This is a genomic window from Mycolicibacterium bacteremicum, from assembly GCF_002086115.1.
In the GTDB taxonomy this organism is placed as follows: domain Bacteria; phylum Actinomycetota; class Actinomycetes; order Mycobacteriales; family Mycobacteriaceae; genus Mycobacterium; species Mycobacterium bacteremicum.
Map to the genome: position 1 here is coordinate 1 of NZ_MVHJ01000038.1, position 17,597 is coordinate 17,597.

17 protein-coding genes are annotated in these 17,597 nt (G+C 68.9%); 9 read left to right on the forward strand and 8 right to left on the reverse strand.

Annotation, left to right across the window (positions count from 1 at the left end):
- Positions 1-30: 30 nt before the first annotated feature.
- From BST17_RS25985 to BST17_RS25995, 3 genes are read right to left on the reverse strand one after another with little or no spacing between them, the layout of a single operon-like run.
- Positions 31-834 (reverse strand): carbon-nitrogen hydrolase family protein, encoded by an 804-nt coding sequence (locus tag BST17_RS25985; RefSeq protein WP_083061806.1) that lies wholly within the window; start codon positions 832-834, stop codon positions 31-33.
- A 9-nt stretch (positions 835-843) separates the two neighbouring features.
- Complete coding sequence (locus BST17_RS25990; protein WP_083061888.1) at positions 844-1,677, reverse strand: class I SAM-dependent methyltransferase; 834 nt, start codon at positions 1,675-1,677, stop codon at positions 844-846.
- Positions 1,674-2,180 carry a DUF2505 domain-containing protein gene (locus BST17_RS25995; RefSeq protein WP_083061809.1) on the reverse strand — a complete coding sequence of 169 codons (507 nt, stop codon included), beginning with the start codon at positions 2,178-2,180 and terminating at the stop codon, positions 1,674-1,676. The genes BST17_RS25990 and BST17_RS25995 overlap by 4 nt, the downstream gene beginning before the upstream one ends.
- 25 nt (positions 2,181-2,205) lie before the next feature.
- Between BST17_RS25995 and BST17_RS26000 the strand changes: the two genes are divergently transcribed.
- Both BST17_RS26000 and BST17_RS26005 read left to right on the forward strand, forming a co-directional pair.
- Entirely contained in the window at positions 2,206-3,261 is a 1,056-nt protein-coding gene (locus tag BST17_RS26000) for a UDP-N-acetylmuramate dehydrogenase (RefSeq protein ID WP_083061812.1), read from the forward strand.
- A gap of 15 nt (positions 3,262-3,276) precedes the next feature.
- The gene (locus BST17_RS26005) at positions 3,277-4,596 is read left to right on the forward strand and encodes a L,D-transpeptidase (RefSeq protein ID WP_083061814.1); all 1,320 of its coding nucleotides are present in this window, start codon (positions 3,277-3,279) and stop codon (positions 4,594-4,596) included.
- Here BST17_RS26005 and BST17_RS26010 read toward each other — a convergent pair.
- Positions 4,580-5,338: an SDR family oxidoreductase gene (locus tag BST17_RS26010; protein WP_083061816.1), complete on the reverse strand. Its 759-nt coding sequence runs from the start codon at positions 5,336-5,338 to the stop codon at positions 4,580-4,582. The genes BST17_RS26005 and BST17_RS26010 overlap by 17 nt on opposite strands.
- Before the next feature lie 225 nt (positions 5,339-5,563).
- On the opposite strand from BST17_RS26010, the gene BST17_RS26015 reads away from it, so the two are divergent.
- From BST17_RS26015 to BST17_RS26045, 7 genes are all read left to right on the forward strand, one after another.
- Complete coding sequence (locus BST17_RS26015; protein WP_407937770.1) at positions 5,564-6,856, forward strand: ROK family protein; 1,293 nt, start codon at positions 5,564-5,566, stop codon at positions 6,854-6,856.
- Between the two features lie 44 nt (positions 6,857-6,900).
- A complete protein-coding gene (mshA, locus tag BST17_RS26020; RefSeq protein ID WP_083061818.1) occupies positions 6,901-8,220 on the forward strand; it encodes a D-inositol-3-phosphate glycosyltransferase in 1,320 nt (439 codons plus the stop codon).
- Positions 8,217-8,711 (forward strand): type III secretion system chaperone family protein, encoded by a 495-nt coding sequence (locus BST17_RS26025; protein ID WP_083061820.1) that lies wholly within the window; start codon positions 8,217-8,219, stop codon positions 8,709-8,711. Before mshA ends, BST17_RS26025 begins: the two co-directional genes overlap by 4 nt.
- 23 nt (positions 8,712-8,734) lie before the next feature.
- Positions 8,735-9,478 (forward strand): phosphoglyceromutase, encoded by a 744-nt coding sequence (locus tag BST17_RS26030; RefSeq protein ID WP_083061822.1) that lies wholly within the window; start codon positions 8,735-8,737, stop codon positions 9,476-9,478.
- A 131-nt stretch (positions 9,479-9,609) separates the two neighbouring features.
- Positions 9,610-10,788 carry a sensor histidine kinase gene (locus BST17_RS26035; protein ID WP_083061825.1) on the forward strand — a complete coding sequence of 393 codons (1,179 nt, stop codon included), beginning with the start codon at positions 9,610-9,612 and terminating at the stop codon, positions 10,786-10,788.
- Positions 10,789-10,806: 18 nt separating this feature from the next.
- The gene (gene regX / locus BST17_RS26040) at positions 10,807-11,493 is read left to right on the forward strand and encodes a two-component sensory transduction protein RegX (RefSeq protein ID WP_083061828.1); all 687 of its coding nucleotides are present in this window, start codon (positions 10,807-10,809) and stop codon (positions 11,491-11,493) included.
- 198 nt (positions 11,494-11,691) lie between these two features.
- On the forward strand, positions 11,692-12,951 hold the full coding sequence (locus BST17_RS26045; protein WP_083061830.1) for a GumC domain-containing protein: 1,260 nt from the start codon (positions 11,692-11,694) through the stop codon (positions 12,949-12,951).
- Positions 12,952-13,020: 69 nt separating this feature from the next.
- On the opposite strand, the gene BST17_RS26050 is transcribed toward BST17_RS26045, so the two are convergent.
- From BST17_RS26050 to BST17_RS26065, 4 genes are read right to left on the reverse strand one after another with little or no spacing between them, the layout of a single operon-like run.
- Entirely contained in the window at positions 13,021-14,064 is a 1,044-nt protein-coding gene (locus tag BST17_RS26050) for a glycosyltransferase family 4 protein (RefSeq protein ID WP_234807834.1), read from the reverse strand.
- Positions 14,064-15,131 carry a glycosyltransferase family 4 protein gene (locus tag BST17_RS26055; RefSeq protein ID WP_083061835.1) on the reverse strand — a complete coding sequence of 356 codons (1,068 nt, stop codon included), beginning with the start codon at positions 15,129-15,131 and terminating at the stop codon, positions 14,064-14,066. The genes BST17_RS26050 and BST17_RS26055 overlap by 1 nt, the downstream gene beginning before the upstream one ends.
- A gap of 1 nt (position 15,132) precedes the next feature.
- Positions 15,133-16,227, reverse strand: coding sequence for a right-handed parallel beta-helix repeat-containing protein (locus BST17_RS26060; protein ID WP_083061837.1), 1,095 nt, complete (start codon positions 16,225-16,227; stop codon positions 15,133-15,135).
- A gap of 3 nt (positions 16,228-16,230) precedes the next feature.
- On the reverse strand, positions 16,231-17,595 hold the full coding sequence (locus BST17_RS26065; RefSeq protein ID WP_234807835.1) for an O-antigen polymerase: 1,365 nt from the start codon (positions 17,593-17,595) through the stop codon (positions 16,231-16,233).
- Positions 17,596-17,597: the final 2 nt, after the last annotated feature.

Sequence of the window (17,597 nt, forward strand, 5' to 3'; positions counted from 1 at the left end):
CGCCATCGGCGGGGCGGGCCCAGGGATCGGTCACGCAGTCGATTGTGCCTTAGCGAACTCGACGCGGTTGCGCAGCACCGCAATGGTCTCGCGGGTCTTGGCCGCGCCGGCGAGGTCGATATCGGTCACGACCAGCTGCGGATCATCGTGCGCCGCGGCGATGATCTCGCCCGTCGCCGAGGCGACCAGGCTGCCGCCCACCCCGGTGGGTCCCGCCGCCACCTCGGCTCCGGCATAGGCCTGGTCCACCGCCGCCACGATCCCGGTGGTGTCGATGGCGCGGGCGCGCGCCAGCAACGTCCACTGGTCGAGCTTGCCGGGCCCGGTGCCCCAGGAGGCGTGCACGGTGATCAGCTGCGCGCCGCGGTCGGCCAGGTCCAGATAGAGTTCGGGGAAGCGGACGTCGTAACACAGCGTCAGCCCCACCTGCACGTCTCCCACCGTGATGACGGTCGGTCGGGAGCCCGGCGCGACCGTGTCGGACTCGGCGAAGCCGAACGCGTCGTAGAGGTGGATCTTGTCGTAGTGCGCGTCGACGCCGGAACCGGAGGCGATGAGGGTGTTGGTGACCCGGCCGTCCCCGGACGGGCAGAACATCCCGGCCACCACCGTGAGGCCGGCATCGGCGGCGATCGCGCGGACGCCGTCGGCCCACCGCCCGTCCAGTGGTTCGGCGACCGGGGCCAGCGGCACCCCGAACCGGCACATGGTGGCCTCGGGGAAGAGCACCAGCTCGGCCCCGGCCGCGGCGGCCTCGCGACTGTAGGTGTCGACGAGCTCGAGGTTGGCCGCCGGATCGGTGCCGGACCGGATCTGTGCCAGGGCAATCCGCATATCTGCAGGCTAGCCCGATGCGGCCACCGTCGCCCAGGGCACCGACAGCACCCCGTCGCGCAGCCGTCGGCGTGGCGGCTCGACCGCGAAACCCTCGGCGGCCAGCTGCTCCAGCATCGCCCGCCACCGCACCCGCGGCCCGAACACGCCGTGTCCGGCCGCACTGGCCCACGCCCGGTCGGCGGCCTCCAGCAGCGCGTGGATCGGTTCCCCGGCGATATTGCGGTGGATCAGTACTTTGGGCAATCGCTCGGCCAGATCGGAGGGCCGGTCGATGGCGAACGGGTCGCAGGCCAGGGTCAGGCTGATCGGCCCGTCGGCGTCCAGCAGCACCCAGCAGCAGCGCCTGCCCAACTCGTCGCAAGTCCCGTCGACCAATAGCCCGCCCGGGGCCAACCGGGCCTGCAGTTGTGACCAGGCCGGCTCGACATCGTCGACCGGGTACTGGCGCAGCACGTTGAACGCCCGCACCAGCACCGGTCGCAAGCCTGCCAATTCGAAACCGCCGAGGGCGAATTCGACACCGGGGACGGCGGCCTGCTGCGCGGTGCGCACCCGCTCGGGATGGATTTCCAGGCCCACCACGCGGACATCGGGGCGCACCGTCTGTAATCGGGCGGCCAACTCCAGTGTCGTGACGGGCAGCGCGCCGTAGCCCAGATCGACCACCAGCGGGTCGGCGGCGGCCTGCAGGGCGGTGCGCACCCGCGGAGAGTGCACGAGCCAGCGGTCGCTGCGGCGTAACCGGTTGTAACCCGTGGTGCCACGCGTCGGCGTGCCGACCGGTTTGCCCTGTGGCGTGCCGACCGGTTTGCCCTGTGGCGTGCCGACCGGCTTGTTCAGATGTGTTCGCGGATCCACTCGGTGGTGAACTCCTGCTCCAGGCGGACCATCTCGGCGAGTTGGCCACCGATGAAGCTCTCGATCTTGCCGCCGACCAGCGGGATCCGCACCTCGATCACGACGTGCACGTCGAGCTGGGCGTCGTCGGCACTGTCGCGCAGCGCCGCCGCGCCGGTGACCCGCACCGGTGCACCCGGCACCGCGCCGGTGATGGTGCCCGAGGTCCGCCCGTCGACGATCGGCTCCCAGGACTCCGTGCGCACGAGTGTCAGGTCCCCGGAATGGAATTGGGCGACCACGCCGGGCAGCCGAGCGAACCGCACGATCTGGGTGGTGGCGATGTCGAGGCCGCCGTCCGGGCGGGTGGTCAGCTCGTCGAGGTTGACCGCGTCGCAACCGGACTTCTCCAGCCGCTCGATCCAGTACGTCCGGTCGGAGAAGGCTTCGAACAACTGCGCGACGCTGCATCCATACGCGGCCGCCATGTCATGAGTACGCGGCATAGTCGGCACGCTACCGTTAGCGTCCGTGGTCAGTCCGACTTTCGCCGGTGCGGCGGTCACCGAGAATGTCTCGGTCGCATCGCGGACGACCTTGCGCATCGGACCGGTCGCTAAGCGCCTGATCAGCTGTGACACCACGGCCCAACTCATCGACGTGCTGTCGGCCTTGCCGATCTCCGAGGACGTGCTGGTGCTCGCCGGCGGTTCCAATGTGGTGCTGGCCGACGACCGCCCGGGCCTGACCGTCGTGGCGGTCGCCAACACCGGGGTGCGCGTGGACGGGCCGGTGCTGCGCGCCGAGGCGGGTGCGCCATGGGACGACGTCGTGGTCACCGCGCTGGAGCACGGACTGGGCGGCCTGGAGTGCCTGTCCGGGATCCCGGGATCGACCGGGGCCACCCCGGTCCAGAATGTCGGCGCCTACGGTGCCGAGGTCGCCGACACCATCTCCCGGGTGCGGCTGCTGGACCGGCGCACCGGTGTCGACGAATGGGTCGGCCCGGACCGGCTGGGCTTCGGCTACCGGCACAGCGTGCTCAAACATCAGTCGGCCGTCATCGTCCTGGAGGTCGAGTTCACACTCGATCCGGACGGGCTGTCTGCGCCGTTGCGCTACGGCGAGTTGGCGACCCGGTTGGGCGCGGAGGCGGGCAGGCGCATCGATGCCGGACGGGTTCGCGACGCCGTGCTGGCGCTGCGTGCCGGTAAGGGCATGGTGCTCGATGAGAACGACCACGACACCTGGAGCGTGGGCTCCTTCTTCACCAACCCGGTGGTGCCGGCGAGTGTGTTCGAGAGGCTGCGCGACGCTGTCGACGGCCGGCTACCGCACTATCCGGCGCCCGACGGGGTGAAACTGGCAGCCGGCTGGCTGGTCGAGCAGGCCGGTTTCGGCAAGGGCTATCCCGGTCACGACGCACCCGCACGGCTGTCCACCAAGCACGCGCTGGCCCTGACCAACCGCGGAACGGCCGGTACGGCCGATATCCTCGCCCTGGCCAGAGCCGTGCGCGACGGTGTGCAGGCCCGCTTCGGGATCGAACTCACACCCGAGCCCGTACTGATCGGGTGCGCCCTCTAGGTACCCTTGGTCCACGTGAGACCTACCGCCGAGTTCGAGAACGCACCGCTGAGTCGGCGCCGCGCGCTCGCGGTATTGGGCCTGGGTGGCGCCGGATTCCTGGCCGCCTGCGCGGGCAAGACCACCGGCGGGGCGCCGGCCACCGAGGAACAGGCGCAGTCCACGTCCCCGACGATCACCCTGACTCCGGATGATGCCGCCACCGAGATCGTGCCCACCGCGGCCGCCGGGGTGTCCGTCAGCGACGGCTGGTTTCAGCGCATCGCCCTGACCAATGCCAACGGCAAGGTGGTCGCGGGCAAGCTCAACCGCGACCGCACCGAGTTCACGGTGACCGAACCGCTGGGTTACGGCGCCGAATACACCTGGTCGGGTTCGGTCGTCGGGCAGGATGGGCAGGCCGTGCCGGTGACCGGCGGGTTCAGCACCGTCAACCCGCAGACCACCGTCAACGGCCGGTTCCAGCTCGCCGACGGCCAGACGGTGGGGGTCGCGGCCCCGATCATCCTGCAGTTCGACGCCGCCATCGCCGACGAGGACAAGGCGGCGGTGGAGAAGTCGCTGAAGGTCACCACGACCCCGCAGGTCGAGGGCAGCTGGGCCTGGCTGCCCGACGAGGCCGGCGGCTCCCGGGTGCACTGGCGGACCAAGGAGTACTACCCGGCGGGCACCACCGTGCACGTCGACGCCGACATGTACGGGGTGAAGTTCGGTCCGTCGGCCTACGGAGCGGCCGACTCGACCCTGGACTTCACGATCGGGCGCCGGCAGGTCGTCAAGGCCGAGGCGAGCAGTCACCGCATCCAGGTGATCACCGATGAGGGCGTCATCATGGACTTCCCGTGCAGCTACGGGGAAGGCGATCTGGACCGTAACGTCACCCGCAGCGGCATCCACGTGGTCACCGAGAAGTACGAGGACTTCTACATGACCAACCCCGCCGCCGGCTACGCCAACGTGCACGAGCGGTTTGCGGTGCGCATCTCCAACAACGGTGAGTTCATTCACTGCAACCCGAACAGCATTGGCGCACAGGGCAACACCAATGTCACCAACGGGTGCATCAACCTGAACCTGGAGAACTCCCAGCAGTACTTCAACACCGCCATGTACGGCGACCCGGTGGAGGTCACCGGCACCCGCATCCAGTTGTCCTATGCCGACGGCGACATCTGGGACTGGGCGGTGGACTGGAACGAATGGGTTTCCATGTCGGCGCTCTCGGAGCAGGCGCCGCCGTCCGGCATCCCGGACAGCGCCCCGGCCACCCCGTCGGGGGCGCCGACGCTGTCGGGCACCCCGACGACCACGCCCGCGCTCACCCCTGGCGGTTGAACCGGGACCCGGTCGCGCCGGTCACCTGATCGCGCGGACGCACCACGATGAGGTCCAGGTCGACATGCGACGGCCGGCTGGCGACGAAGCCGATCACCTCGGCGATGTCCTCGGCGACCAGCGGGGTGACCCCGGCGTAGACCTTGTCCGCGCGTTCGGCGTCACCATCGAACCGGTTCAGCGAGAAGTCCGTCTTGACCATCCCCGGCGCGACCTCGGTGAGCCGCACCGGCTTTCCGAGCAGTTCGCTGCGCAGTGTGCGGTGCAGGACGCCCTGGGCATGCTTGGCCGAGGTGTAGCCCGAGCCGTTGTCGTAGATCTCGACCGCGGCGATCGAGGTGACGGTGATGATCAGCCCGTCGCCGGAGGCGATCAGCTTTCCCAGCAGCGCCTTGGTGACGTTCAACGTGCCCAGCACGTTGGACTCCCACATCCAGCGCCAGTGCTCGACGTCGGCCTCGGCCACCGACTCCAGGCCGCGCGCACCGCCGGCGTTGTTGACCAGCACGTCCACCCGATCCAGGAGCTGCGCCAGCGCCGCCACGGCGGCCGGATCAGTGACATCCGCCACAATCGCGGTTCCGCCGATCTCGGCGGCCAGGGCCTGGATCGGAGCCTCGCGGCGCGCCACGCAGATTACATGAAACCCAAGGGAGGCAAGGGTTTTGGCGGTAGCTTCACCGATTCCGGCGCTGGCTCCGGTGACCACCGCGACGCGGCGCTGATCTGTTGAGGTCGTCATGTCGTCAACACTAGGCCGCACCATTCGACCTACGCGTGGTGCCCGTCCGTCGTGCTACGTTGTCGACGTGATCTCGATCAGTCAGGCGAGCCGTCTCGCCGTGCGGAGTGCGTGTTGTTGTTGCGCACCCGCCGCGCCCTGCTGACCTGAGGACTTTTTCGTCCCGCTGAGTCGCCGGTGTGGCAGAAGCCCACCCACATCCGACTCAGACCAGAGGACACCATCGTGACCACCATCGCTCCCGCTCCCGCCGCCACCCGCCAGGCTCCCGCGGCGCACGCCAAGCGCGCGCTGTTGGCCCGGCACCACATCGTCGCGCCGTCGCTCAAGGTCGCCGACGCCGCCGCGGCGTCCGTCTTCGGCGCCGCCCGCCAACGCGGCCCGATCGCCCGCGATGCCATCGCCCGGGTCACCGGACTGAGCATCGCCACGGTGAACCGCCAGGTCACCGCCCTGCTCGACGCCGGTGTGCTGCGTGAGCGTGCCGATCTCGCGGTGTCCGGCGCGATCGGGCGGCCGCGCGTCCCGGTCGAGGTGAACCACGAGCCGTTCCTCACCCTGGGCCTGCACATCGGCGCCAGGACCACCAGCATCGTGGCCACCGATCTGTTCGGCCGCACCCTTGACGTCGTCGAGACGCCCACCCCGCGCGGCAGTCAGAGCGCGGCGCTGGCCTCGCTGGCCGGCAGCGCCCGCCGCTACCTGAGTCGCTGGCACCGCCGCCGCCCGCTGTGGGTCGGCGTCGCGGCCGGTGGTGTGGTCGACAGCACCTCGGGCTACCTGGACCATCCGCGGCTGGGCTGGACCGAGGCCCCGGTCGGTCCCGTGCTGGCCGAGACGCTCGGCCTGCCGGTCTCGGTGGCCTCCCATGTGGACGCGATGGCCGGTGCCGAACTGCTGCTCGGCGTCCGCCGCCCCAACGCGCAGGCCGGCACCAGCCTCTACGTCTACGCCCGCGAAACCGTCGGCTACGCGCTGTCCATCGGCGGCCGCGTGCATTCGCCCTCCAGCGGCCCGGGCACCATCGCCGCGCTGCCGGTGAACTCCGAGTTGCTCGGCGGCTCAGGCAAGTTGGAGTCGACCGTCAGCGACGAGGCGGTGCTGACCGCGGCCCGGGCGCAGCGCATCATTCCGGCCGAGGGCCCCACCTCGACGCTGGCCTCGGTACTGCGCGCCGCCCGTGGCGGACACGAGGGAGCCCGCGGCCTGCTCGCCGAGCGGGCCCGCGTGCTCGGCGAGGCGGTGGCGCTGCTGCGCGACATGCTCAACCCGGACGATCTGGTGGTCGGCGGACAGGCCTTCACCGAGTACCCGGAGGGTATGGAACTGGTGGAGCGCGCGTTCGCCGCGCGGTCGGTGCTGGGTTCGCGCGACATCCGGGTGACGGCCTTCGGCAACCGCGTGCAGGAGGCCGGCGCCGGCGTGGTGTCCCTGGGCGGTCTGTACGCCGATCCGATCGCCGCGATGCGCCGCGCACAGCTGCGCCGCGGTGAAGCCGGTGTGCTCGGCGCCTCCTGATCCCGCAGGCTCAGGCATTTTCGCGCAGGTGTAGACATGAACCTGTGCGTGTCGTCCCCGAAACGTCCGGTCTGACGGACGCCCGTCGCGTCGCGGTCCTGTCGGTACACACCTCGCCGCTCTCGCAACCCGGTACCGGTGACGCCGGCGGGATGAACGTCTACGTCCTGCAGACCGCGCTGGAACTCGCGCGTCGCGGGGTCGAGGTCGAGATCTTCACCCGGGCGACATCCTCGGCCGACGCCCCGGTGGTGCAGGTGGCGCCCGGGGTGCTGGTACGCAACGTGGTGGCCGGGCCGTTCGAGGGCCTGGACAAGAACGATCTGCCGACCCAGTTGTGTGCATTCACCGCCGGCGTGCTGCGCGCCGAGGCCACCCACGAACCGGGGTACTACGACATCGTGCATTCGCACTACTGGCTTTCCGGGCAGGTCGGCTGGCTGGCCGCCGACCGCTGGGCGGTGCCGCTGGTGCACACCGCGCACACCCTGGCCGCGGTGAAGAACGCCGCCCTCGCCGAGGGTGACGCCCCCGAACCCGCGCTGCGCTCGGTGGGTGAACAGCAGGTGGTCGACGAGGCCGACCGGTTGATTGTCAACACCGAAATCGAAGCGCAGCAACTGGTTTCGCTGCACCACGCGGACCGGCGCAGTATCGACGTGGTATATCCGGGGGTCGACCTGTCGGTGTTCACCCCGGGGTCACGCAGGCAGGCGCGGGCGGCGCTGGGCCTGGACCCGCACGACAAGGTGGTGGCCTTCGTCGGGCGCATCCAGCCGCTCAAGGCCCCGGACGTGCTGCTGCGCGCCGCCGCGAAGCTGCCGTCGGTGAAGGTGCTGATCGCCGGGGGACCGTCGGGCTCGGGGATGGCGACCCCCGACGGGCTTGTTCGACTGGCCGCGGAGTTGGGTATCACCGATCGCGTGACCTTCCTCCCTCCCCAATCCCGCGACGAACTGGTGGGCGTCTACCGCGCCGCCGACATCGTCGCCGTCCCCAGTTACAACGAGTCCTTCGGTCTGGTGGCCGTGGAGGCGCAGGCCTGCGGAACGCCGGTGGTGGCCGCGGAGGTGGGTGGTCTGCCGGTGGCCGTGCGCGACCGGGTGACCGGCGCGCTGGTGGCCGGTCACGACGCCGGCGACTGGGCCATGGCGCTGGACTCGGTGTTGGCGGCCGACCCGGACACGCTCAGTGCCGCGGCCGTGGCACATGCGGCGACCTTCTCCTGGGCGCACACCGTCGACGGTCTGCTCGACAGCTACAGCCATGCGATCACCGACTACCGGGCGCGCCATCCGCGCGCCGAGGTGCCGACGCGGCGCACCGGCCGTCGGTTCGCGCTGCGCCGCGGGGTGCGGGCATGAGCATCACCGCGATCATCGAGGAGACCCTGGCCGCCAACGACCTCGAATACGCCCACCACAAGGGCGTCAAGGGCGGGCTGCCGGGGCTGGTGGTGGCGCTGCCGGGCGAGCGCAGGCTCAAGACCAACACGATCCTGAGCGTCGGCGAGCACTCGGTGCGGGTGGAGGCGTTCGTATGCCGCCGCCCCGACGAGAACTTCGAGGCCGTCTACAAGTTCCTGCTCAAGCGCAACCGCCGGCTCTACGGGGTGGCCTACACGCTGGACAACCTCGGCGACATCTATCTCGTGGGTTGGATGGCGAACAGTTCGGTGGATCCCGACGAGATCGACCGGGTGCTCGGGCAGGTGCTCGAAGCCGTCGACAGCGACTTCAACACATTGTTGGAGTTGGGCTTTCGCTCCTCCATCCAGAAGGAATGGGAGTGGCGGGTGGCCCGCGGCGAGTCGCTGAAGAATCTCGAGGCCTTCCAGCACCTCATCGAGGACTGACCGGCCATGGCAAGATTCCAGTCATGCCGACCTTGATCCTGCTGCGCCACGGCGAGAGCGACTGGAACCAGAAGAACCTGTTCACCGGATGGGTCGATGTCGACCTGACCGACAAGGGCCGGGCCGAGGCGGTGCGCGGCGGCAAGCTGCTCGCCGAGCAGGGGGTGCTGCCCGACGTGCTCTACACCTCGCTGATGCGTCGCGCCATCACGACGGCCAACCTGGCGCTCGACGCCGCCGACCGGCACTGGATTCCCGTGCACCGCGACTGGCGGCTCAACGAGCGGCACTACGGCGCGTTGCAGGGCCTGGACAAGGCGGCCACCAAGGAGAAGTACGGCGAAGAGCAGTTCATGGCCTGGCGGCGCAGCTATGACACCCCGCCCCCGCCGATCGAGAAGGGCAGCGAGTTCAGCCAGGACGCCGATCCGCGCTATGCCGACATCCCCGGTGGCGCCCCGCTGACCGAATGCCTCAAGGACGTCGTCGAACGGTTCGTGCCCTATTTCGAGCAGACCATCGTGCCGGACCTCAAGGCCGGCAAGACCGTGCTGATCGCCGCGCACGGTAACTCGCTGCGGGCACTGGTCAAATACCTGGACGGGATGTCCGACGCCGACGTGGTCGGCCTGAACATCCCCACCGGGATCCCGTTGCTGTACGAACTGGACGATGACCTCAAGCCCACGGTCGCCGGCGGCACGTACCTGGACCCGGAGGCGGCGGCCGCCGGGGCTGCGGCCGTGGCGGCCCAGGGCGCCAAATGAGCGCTCGGTGTGCCGCGCGAAGATGAGCACCGCGTAAACGGCTGCCGAACACTGGTCTTTGAACGTGTGACTTGTCCCGATTCGGCCGCACGCTGCTGGGATGTCGTTCACCCGATGCGTACGATTTTCGCGTGAGTGTCGGTTCCGCGCTGCTGTTGGCGGCAGCGCTGGCTCTGCTCGCGCTGGGTATCGGCATCGCCATCGGGATGGTGGCGATGCGTCGGATCGGTGAACGCCGGACCGAGCGCGACATCGAAGAAGGCGGTGGTATCACCGTCTCCCAGATGCTCTCCCACATCGCCGCGATGTCGCCGATGGGGATCGTCGTCGTCGACACCTTCCGGGACGTCGTCTACATGAACGACCAGGCCACCGAGCTGGGCCTGGTGCGGGATCGGTTGCTCGACGACCGTGCCTGGCAGGCGGTGCAGCGCTGCCTGGCCACCGGGCAGGACGTCGACATCGACCTCTCGGCGCGCAGGCGCAAGAAGGAGGGCCGCTCGGGCCTGGCGGTCCGCGGCCACGTGCGTCTGCTGGTCGAGGGGGCGCATCAGTTCGCGGTGGTCTTCGTCGGCGACCAGTCCGAGCAGGCCCGGATGGAGGCGACGCGGCGCGATTTCGTGGCCAACGTCAGCCATGAGCTCAAGACCCCGGTCGGGGCGATGGGCGTGCTCGCCGAGGCGATGCTGGCCTCCACCGAGGATCCCGACACCGTGCGTCGGTTCGCGGGAAAGATGATCGTCGAGTCCGAGCGGCTGGCCAACATGGTCGGCGAGCTGATCGAGCTGTCCCGTCTGCAGGGTGCCGAGGCACTGCCGGACCTGGAGAGCGTCGACGTCGACGGCGTCGTGGCCGAGGCGGTGTCGCGGTACAAGGTGGCGGCCGACAGTGCCCACATCAACATCACCACCGATGCGCCGACGGGTTACCGGGTGCTCGGTGACGAGCGGTTGCTGATCACCGCGATCGCGAACCTGGTGTCCAATGCCATCGCCTACTCGCCGGACGGTACGGATGTGTCGATCAGCCGGCGCCGGCGCGGTGACGAGATCGAGATCGCGGTCACCGACCGCGGGATCGGTATTGCGCGCGCTGACCAAGAGCGGGTGTTCGAGCGGTTCTTCCGGGTCGACAAGGCGCGCTCGCGCGCCACCGGCGGCACCGGTCTGGGACTGGCCATCGTCAAGCACGTGGCGGCCAATCACAACGGTTCCATCCGGTTGTGGAGTCAGCCGGGCACCGGTTCGACGTTCACGCTGTCCATTCCGGCCATACCTGACGGCCATTCGGCCGACGATGAAGATGAGTAAGAAAGGCACGGCACTCTGATGACCAGTGTGTTGATCGTGGAAGATGAAGAGTCCTTGGCCGATCCGTTGGCATTCCTGTTGCGCAAGGAGGGATTCGAGGCCACCGTGGTGTCCGACGGGCCGTCGGCGCTGGCCGAATTCGAGCGCGCGGGTGCCGACATCGTGCTGCTGGACCTGATGCTGCCGGGGATGAGCGGCACCGATGTCTGCAAGCAACTGCGGTCACGCTCCAGCGTCCCGGTCATCATGGTCACCGCGCGCGACAGCGAGATCGACAAGGTGGTCGGCCTCGAGCTGGGCGCCGATGACTACGTCACCAAGCCCTATTCGGCCCGCGAGCTGATCGCCCGGATCCGCGCGGTGCTGCGCCGCGGCGCCGACAGCGACGAGGTCGGCATCGCCGACGGTGTGCTGGAAGCCGGACCGGTACGGATGGACGTCGAGCGCCACGTCGTCAGCGTCAACGGTGAACCCATCACGCTGCCGCTCAAGGAATTCGACCTGCTCGAATACCTGATGCGCAACAGCGGCCGGGTGCTCACCCGCGGACAGCTCATCGACCGGGTGTGGGGCGCGGACTATGTCGGTGACACCAAGACCCTCGACGTGCACGTGAAGCGGCTGCGCTCGAAGATCGAGTCCGACCCGGCCAGTCCGGTGCACCTGGTGACCGTCCGCGGGCTCGGCTACAAGCTGGAGGGCTGACGACACCGCGTTGAATCGGTCACACCCGGATTGCTGGCGCAATCGCCCAGATACGGCTTGGCTATCTCTCTACTGGGCATTTAATGCTGATAATTAGCGAAAATGTTCCTGAGAGAGGATTCAGGCAAACATCGGCGAATTTGCTTTGCTCGACCCCGGCCGTACTATGAGTCCGAACTGGACAACAGGGGAGTCGAAATGCAGAAGCGGTTGCGGGCCACATTCTTCGGATTGTTGACTCCGATCTGGCCGGTGACCATCGTGGGCATTCTCATCGGAGTCGTCATCGGTACGGTGGCGGCGCTGTCGGTCAGCACCGATGCCGCGACGGCCACCACGCAGATCCGCATCGACCCGCCGGTCGACCCCAACCAGATCATCACCAGCAGCCCCATGCCCGCGGACACCCTGCAGGGCTACCTGTCCGGCGAGGTCGCCTACCTGTCCTCCACCGGATTCTCCGATGCTGTCGGCAGCGAGCTCGGCGCCGACGAGCCGCCGGCGCTGACGGCCACCCAGCAGGGCCAGACCTCGATCATCGCCATTTCGGCCACCGCACCCGACACCGCCGCCGCGCAGGCCACGGTGGATGCGGCGCTGAAGGTGTACAGCGGTCATGTCTACGACGTCAACAAGGTGCGCGTGCAGTCGGCGCTGGACGCCGTGAACGGAGCCGTGGTGCGCTTGCGTGAGCAGGCCGTGGCCGATGCCGCCCGGCTCGGTGCGCCATTCGACGAGGTCGTCTTCAACGACCGCACACGGGAACTCGACGGCAAGCGGGTGTCGCTGGAGTCGCAGATCGACCGCGCGCCGGCCATCCAGCCGGTGGAATCGACGGTCGAGGAATCGGCCGCGGGCGCGAGCACCCGCCTGCTCGGTGGCATCGGCGGGGCGCTGCTGGGTGGGCTGCTCGCCCTCGGCGGCGCGCTGGCCTGGCGCAGCCGCTCCGGTGTGGTGTCCTCGGTGGCCCAGCTGCAGCGCGAGATCGAGCCGATCCCGGTGATCGCACCGGTGGTGAAGCTCGGAAGGTCGCGCCGCTCACTGGAATTGGCCCGCGCGTTGTACAGCCAGCTGCCCCAGCCCCGCGTCGGGGTCATCCTGGTGGTCGGCGCCTCCGACGGCTCGGGTACCGCCGAGGTGGCGCGGCTGCTGTCCTGCGCGGCCGGCGAACACGTCAACGCGACGTCCATCAGTGTGGCCGACTTGAGCGGCAAGAACACCGTCGCGGTCAACGAAATGCTCGACGCGGTGGACACCGGCGACGGGCTGAGCAGCGTCATCGTCGACGGCGGATCACTGACCGGGTCGTCGCAGGTGATCGATGTCGCAGAACGCGCCGATCAGGTGCTGATCGTGGCGCGGCTGGCCCACGACACGTTGACCGAGGTCGGTGTCGCCATCAATCTCAGCGATGTGCCCGCCGCCGTGGTGTGCACCCGCGGCGGAATCCTGGGCTGACGCACAGCGACAGCAGACGCCCGTTGTGGTTGCACCGGCGGCGATGCCGACCGGCCCGCTGCGCCGAAACTAGGTCAGCTGCAGGGATGCCAGGATCGTGCGCGCCGACTCGTCCCACGAGTAGCGCTTCGCGTTGACGGTGCCGCGCTGACGCAGATCGTCGGCAAGTCCACTCTCCGAATCCAGCCGGTCGAGCTCGGCCAGTAGCGAGGACGTGTCGTCCGGATCGAAGAACAACGCTGCGTCACCGGCGATCTCGGGCAGCGACGCGGCGTGCGAGATCACCACCGGGCAACCCATCGACTGAGCCTCCAGGGGAGGCAGGCCGAAACCCTCGTACTTGGACGGGAAGATCAGCGCGTTCGCGTTCTGGTACAGCCACGCCAGCTCGGCATCGGTGAGGTGTCCGGCGACGAACGCGTTGCCGGTCAGCTCCGACGCTGCCGAGAATACCGCGCGGTTACCGGACGCGCCCACCACGATCACCTTGCGGCCCGACTCGGCGACGGCGTGTACCGGAGCCACCAGGTTCTTGTGCACCGCAAGCGTTCCCACCACGAGGTAGAACTGCTCGTCGATACCGTCGATGTCGGGACGCACCGGCTCCAGACCGGTCAGGGCGTCGGCCGCGCAGCCGGCGACCACGAACCGGTCCTCCGGGATACCCAGCACGTCGTCCAATTCGCTTGCACTGAAATGCGATACCGTCACCAGCCGCTTCGCCAGCCGCCCCAACAGGTAGTAGACCACCAGATAGGACCGGGCGAACGACTTGGTGAACGTCTGCGGGTACCGGAACGGCGTCGCATCGTGCATCGTCACCAGCTGGCGTCGCTTGAGCAGCGGTGCCGGCCCGGCGAAATTCATCAGCAACTTCCCGGCGGTCGCTGCGGGCAGGTAGACCTGTTCGAACAGCTGACCTTTGACCGGTGCCTGCCGGATCAGCGCGCGCGGATGCTCCAGGTACAGCGGGACATCGGTGCCGGACGGGACATGGATCACCAGATCCACGGTGTCGGTGGCCAGGATCGCCCGCACGATCTCGGTGGCATAGCGCTGTGTCCCGGTGAGACGCTGCGCCAGCCACTTGCCGTTGACATGAACCTTGGTCATCACTGTGCTCCGTTCAGGGGGCCGTACAGGTCGAGCAACGCCACCCGCTGGCCGGCGTCGGTGTTGTCGGCCAGCGCCTCCTGGGTGCGCCGGCGTAGTTTGTCCAGGGCGTCGCCCTGTCGCAATTGGGTTACCGCCGAGGCGAAGTCGGCGGGCTCGTCGATGGTGATCGGCAGATCCACACCCAGCAGATAGGGCCGCCGCCGGGAGACCACCGGCAGCCCCATCCCGGCGGCCTCCATGATGGAGATCGGGAACCCCTCCCACCCGGCGGTGTGCAGGTACAGATCCGCCGACGCCATGGCGCGCAGGGCCTCGGTACGCGGCAGCCAGCCGGTGACCTGAACTCCGCACGCGCGCAACGTGTCCACGTACTGGTCGTCACCACCACCGACCCAGAGCGCCTCGATATCGGGGTGCTGAGCGCGCGCGGCGGCGAACGCCTCGGCGAAGAACACCGGATCCTTCTGCGGCCCGAGCCTGCCGTTGCCGACGATGCGCAGCGGACGGTCCACGTCGGCGCTGCCCAGTCCGGACAGTCCCGGCGGTGTCACGTTCGGCACGCTGTGCACCCGGGGCGCACTGGCCGGCCAGCGGGACAGCTCGGCCTCGCGCGGTGAGCAGGCCCCGTAGGCGGTGGTGTTGAACGACAGCAGCCATTCCACCGCACGGAAGACATGCCGGGCCGGCCGGCTCAGGTCGAGCCGCTCGAAGGCGTAGCAGTGCGGGGTGTAGACCAGCGGCATCGCCGGCGAACGGCGCACCGCGGCACGCACATACGCGCCGGCCTTGCTGGAGTGGGCATGCACGATCACCGGTCCGGCGGACCGGTCGCGCACGCCGCGCAGATGGCTGCGCACGAAGCGCACCCGGGCCAGCGTGCCCGCCGGCATCGCGGTGGCCGAGGTGAACTGCTGCAGCTCCCGCGGGTCCACCAGTGCCTCCGGTCGCAACGTGTACACCAGGTGATGCTCGGCTTCGGGATAGTTGCGCACGAAATCGCCGATCGCCGAAGCGGTCCCGCTGGCGAACGACTCGGTCACGTGCACGATCATGGTTGTGGTCATGTCAATCCACCGCAATCGGTTCACCGCCGGCCGTCCACCCCGTCAGCGCGAGGGACTTGGCGTCGGCGTTGCTGAAAAATGCTGGAACAGAGGTGGAGTCGAGCGAAATCCGGTCCAGCCGGATGTTGTCGATCGACCCGGTCGGGGTGTAGACGGCGACGTTGCGTTGTGCCGACGGCGGCGTCGCGGCGATGTCGACGTCGGAGATCGTCACGTTGCGCACGGCGGTGCCGGGGTTCTCGACGGCGACCAGCACCGCGCCCTGGACGATGCCCCCGTTGCGGTTGGCGCGGGAGATGGTGCCGTCAGAGATGGTGACGTTCTGCACGGTGCGGGTGTAGTACGGGTCGCCCTCGGTGGCGACGTACAACCCCGCCGAATCGGTGTCGGCGATGCTGAATCCGCGCATGGTGATGTTGGTGCCGCCGACGACGGTCATGCCGCGGCCCCACCGGGTGCTGCCCACGCGTGCGTTGGTGACGGTGATGTTGTGGCAGCTGGCCGGATCCGCGCCGTAGGACACCACGGCGACGCCGTCGTCGCCGGTCTGGTCGGTGCGCACGTTGTCCACGACGCCGTTACCCGCGCCGTTGGTCATGTGGATCCCGTCGGCCCGGGTGCCGTAGATGTCGACATCACGGATCGCGAAATTCTGCGCCCCGTCGACGAAGATGCCCGCTCCGGCGGATCCGTCGATGTCGACCCCGGACACCTGCACGTTGTTCGCCGCGAGCACCAGCTTGTGCTCGTCGGGCGCCATGTAGCGGGGCCCCTCCAGCGGCGCGCTGAGCCGGATGTCGGACAGTGAGACACCGTCGGCGACGATCTGCACCGCCGAGGTGTCGTCGTGGGTGGCGTGCAGGGTGGCGCCGTTGCCGACGATGTGCACATCGGGCACGTCGACGGTCAGGACACCGCTGTGCTCGTAGACCCGCGGCTCCAGGGTCAGGGTGTCGCCGGGCTTCAGCGCGTTGAGCATGCCCTGCAGGCCGGCGGTGCTGTCCAGGGGCGTCTCACCGCTCGACGGAGCGGCCTGACAGGCCACCATCGATACCGTCATCAGCGAGACAGCCAGCGCACGAGCAACGTTGCGCATGGTTCACAGCTCCGTTCGGTGCACCAGGCGGACCCGGCTGCGGCGTCGGTACAGCAGGAACAGCACGATCGCGATGGCCAGCCAGGCGTAGGTGGCCCGGCCCTGGCCCCAGTAGACGTAGCGCGGCATCTCGACGAGGCCGACGAAGAAGACCGGGTACACCAGCAGCCCGAGCGGGCGGCCGTGGCAGAACTGGCGGTACAGCAGGCCGGCGACGACGCCGATGGCGAACATGAAGAGCAGTCCGCCGAACCAGCCGTAGTCGATGAACGGCCCCACATAGCCGCTCTGATTGTTGAATTCGGGGTTGCCGAACTGAGCCAGCGTGTCGAAGTACGGGGAGACGTTGCCGCGCGCGTACGGCGGCGGGTAGCCGCTGAGCCGCTCGTAGACGCCGGCCTGCTCGATGCCCGGCGCGCTCCAGAACCCGTCGATCGTGTCGAACGGCCAACGGCCGGGCCAGTCGAGGTGCTGCAGGATCAGCTGGCCGTTGTTCAGCGCGGTGACGTAGTAGCCGGCCAGCCGGCTCAGCGCGAACTCGAGGAACGAGGTCTGCCCGTGCGTGCGGTAGTAGGACCAAGACCTGTTGTACTCGAAAACGCTGAAGACCACCACGACGAGCGCAAGTCCGGCCAGCGGCAGCAGTCGGGCGGTGGCGCGCTGGCGGCGCCGGCCCACCGACAGGTGCGCGGCGACGATGACGCTGACCGGGATGACCAGTTCCAGGATCGCCAGCCGCTCGGCGTAGATGTAGGCTCGCGGCACGGCCAGCCCGATGACGATGGCGACCTTGGCCACTTCCACCCACGAGAATCGTTGCACCGCAACTGTGGTGGCGATCACGACAGCCGCGACGCCGAGCTGCGTCATCGTGGTCAGCCCGGGGATCGTGCCGATGGCGTCCTTGGCGGGCAGATACCCGTCGTCCTCGGAGCCGGCGAACAACTGTCCGAAAGACAGGCCCGAGCGCAGGATCAGGAAGCAGAAACCGACGTAGCCGGTGACGGTCAGGGCGGTCAGCACCGTGCCCGCCCTGCTCAGCAGCCGCAGGGTGTCTTCATCCAGCGCCGGCCAGCGGGTCACGCCCGGGCGTGGGGCGGCGTACACCGCGAATGCGATCAGCGCGCCGAAAGCCAGTGCGATCGCCCCGCATCCGAACAGCAGTAGCGTCTCGGTGGTGATCGATTTCGGTGTGCGCCACAGCGTCCGGAAGCTCTCGTCGCCCACCAGGGCCGTCGGGATGATCGACGCGGCGCCGATGATCAGCGCGATGGCGACCGGGGACAGCCACCACAGCGCGGGCCGAGGTGACAGCGGTGCGCGGGCGGCGGCGCCCCGCGGCCGGATGAGCGTTGTCAGTGTGGGCATTT

Coding starts and splice junctions, on each gene's coding strand:
- BST17_RS25985 (WP_083061806.1), bottom strand. CDS start 834: ATGCGGATTGCCCTGGCACAGATCCGGTCCGGCACCGATCCGGCGGCC.
- BST17_RS25995 (WP_083061809.1), bottom strand. CDS start 2,180: ATGCCGCGTACTCATGACATGGCGGCCGCGTATGGATGCAGCGTCGCG.
- BST17_RS26010 (WP_083061816.1), bottom strand. CDS start 5,338: ATGACGACCTCAACAGATCAGCGCCGCGTCGCGGTGGTCACCGGAGCC.
- BST17_RS26025 (WP_083061820.1), top strand. CDS start 8,217: ATGAGCATCACCGCGATCATCGAGGAGACCCTGGCCGCCAACGACCTC.
- BST17_RS26030 (WP_083061822.1), top strand. CDS start 8,735: ATGCCGACCTTGATCCTGCTGCGCCACGGCGAGAGCGACTGGAACCAG.
- regX (WP_083061828.1), top strand. CDS start 10,807: ATGACCAGTGTGTTGATCGTGGAAGATGAAGAGTCCTTGGCCGATCCG.
- BST17_RS26045 (WP_083061830.1), top strand. CDS start 11,692: ATGCAGAAGCGGTTGCGGGCCACATTCTTCGGATTGTTGACTCCGATC.
- BST17_RS26050 (WP_234807834.1), bottom strand. CDS start 14,064: ATGACCAAGGTTCATGTCAACGGCAAGTGGCTGGCGCAGCGTCTCACC.
- BST17_RS26055 (WP_083061835.1), bottom strand. CDS start 15,131: ATGACCACAACCATGATCGTGCACGTGACCGAGTCGTTCGCCAGCGGG.
- BST17_RS26060 (WP_083061837.1), bottom strand. CDS start 16,227: ATGCGCAACGTTGCTCGTGCGCTGGCTGTCTCGCTGATGACGGTATCG.
- BST17_RS26065 (WP_234807835.1), bottom strand. CDS start 17,595: ATGCCCACACTGACAACGCTCATCCGGCCGCGGGGCGCCGCCGCCCGC.